The 1,698-nt window shown below is 56.1% G+C and carries 2 protein-coding genes and 1 pseudogene; all 3 read left to right on the plus strand.

Annotated features, from left to right (window positions below):
* The coding region (locus G7Y52_RS14780; protein WP_165068458.1) for a transposase at positions 1–414 on the plus strand (414 nt) is incomplete at its 5' end.
* A gap of 7 nt (positions 415–421) precedes the next feature.
* Entirely contained in the window at positions 422–892 is a 471-nt protein-coding gene (locus G7Y52_RS14785) for a PD-(D/E)XK nuclease family protein (protein WP_165073232.1), read from the plus strand.
* Between the two features lies 1 nt (position 893).
* Positions 894–1,698 (plus strand): annotated as a pseudogene (locus G7Y52_RS14790) (hypothetical protein); the annotation flags it as partial.

The following is a 1,698-nucleotide window of genomic DNA, read 5'->3' on the forward strand; positions in this document are numbered from 1 at the left end:
GGACGTTGGGAAAGGATAAGCATACTTTCAGCAATCCGGGTAACGGGAGAGACTTGCAGTGTTGTTTTTGATGGGGCACTGGATGGAAAAATGTACAATGCTTATATTGAAAAATTTCTTCTTCCAACGCTTAAAGCTAACGATGTTGTTATAATGGATAATTTGAATGTCCATAAATCAAAAACCGCCCAAAACTTGATAAGGGAAAAAGGCTGCAAGTATATTTTCCTTCCAGAATACAGCCCGGATTTAAATCCCATTGAAAAGATGTGGAGCAAAGTGAAACAATTACTTCGGGGTATGAAAGCAAAAACATGTGATGAACTGTACAAGTCCATTGGAAAAGCATTAAGTTGTATCACACAAAAAGACGCTGAAGGATGGTTTAAATCCTGTGGCTATGTAAAAAGTTAAAAGCAAAATGCTCTATGTGGCCGTGGAAGCCACCTGCGAAAGCCTGACGTTTACGGACATCGGCCTGACGCTCACCGGCACGGTTGACCGTGTGCGCGCCACCCCGGACGGTCTGGGCATTGCCGATATCAAGACCGGCAAGACTGCCGTGGCGGCTGACGGCACTGTCAGGACGCAGGGCCATGCCGCGCAGATCGCCGTCTATGAGATTCTGGCCGGACATGCCATTGGCCGCCCCATTGACGCCGCGGCCCAGATCATCGGCCTGCAAGTCGCCAAAACAGACAAGGGTCGAAGGGCGGGCATCGGCACTCTCCAGTCCGCGCGCGACATCCTGCTGGACGACGGCGAAAGCCCCGGCCTCTTGCGCCATGCCGCCAACATGCTTCACAGCGGAAACTTTTACGGCAATCCGCGTTCGCAACTCTGTCATCCCAAGTATTGCCCGGCGTATGCCGGCTGCCGTTGGAGGAAGTGATATGAACCAGACAACCACCCTTGCCCGGATACAGGAAGAAAACGCCCCGGCTGTGTCCGTGGGCTTCGACACGCTCAGGGGCTTTGAAGCGATGCAGCGCATGGCAAACCTGTTCAGCGCGTCCAGCATCGTCCCGGAAGTGTACCGCAGCAAGGGCGAAAAGGACTACACCAGTCGGGGAAACTGCGTCATCGCGCTGGACATGGCCCTGCGCATGGGCGCCAATCCTCTCATGGTCATGCAAAACCTGTATGTGGTGCATGGCCGCCCGGCCTGGTCCGCGCAATTCCTGATTGCCACGCTCAATCAGTCCGGCAAATTTTCCGCGTTGCGCTACGAGTTCCAGGGCAAGGAAGGCCAGGACGACTGGGGCTGCCGCGCCGTGGCTACCGAATTGGCGACAAAGGAAAGGCTTGTGGGGCCGCTGATTACCATCAGCCTTGCCCAAAAAGAAGGCTGGTACGGCAAAAAAGACAAAAACGGCAAAGAGACAAGCAAAAGGCAGAGTATGCCGGAACTGATGCTGCGCTACCGTGCCGCGGCCTGGTTCGTCCGCGCGTATGCGCCGGAAATAGCAATGGGCCTCCAAACCGTTGAGGAAGTGCGTGATGCTGTTATCACCGTGGCGCCTGTCCACTCCGGCGAGGGCATGACGCTGGATGCCGTGAAGCCCATGCCCAAGATGGAACCCCCGGCCCTGGAAGAACAGGGAGCGCCGGAGCCTCCGCAGACAGCCCCCACGCCCGAAGCTCCCAAGTCCGAAGCCCCCAAGCCCGGCCCGGCCGCGCAAGCCGAGCCCGCACATG

Origin of the sequence: Desulfovibrio sp. ZJ200 (assembly GCF_011039095.1) — a bacterium.
Taxonomy (GTDB): domain Bacteria; phylum Desulfobacterota; class Desulfovibrionia; order Desulfovibrionales; family Desulfovibrionaceae; genus Desulfovibrio.

What these genes read in the sequence shown, in the direction of transcription:
- G7Y52_RS14785 (WP_165073232.1), top strand. Translation starts at nt 422, where the DNA reads ATGCTCTATGTGGCCGTGGAAGCCACCTGCGAAAGCCTGACGTTTACG.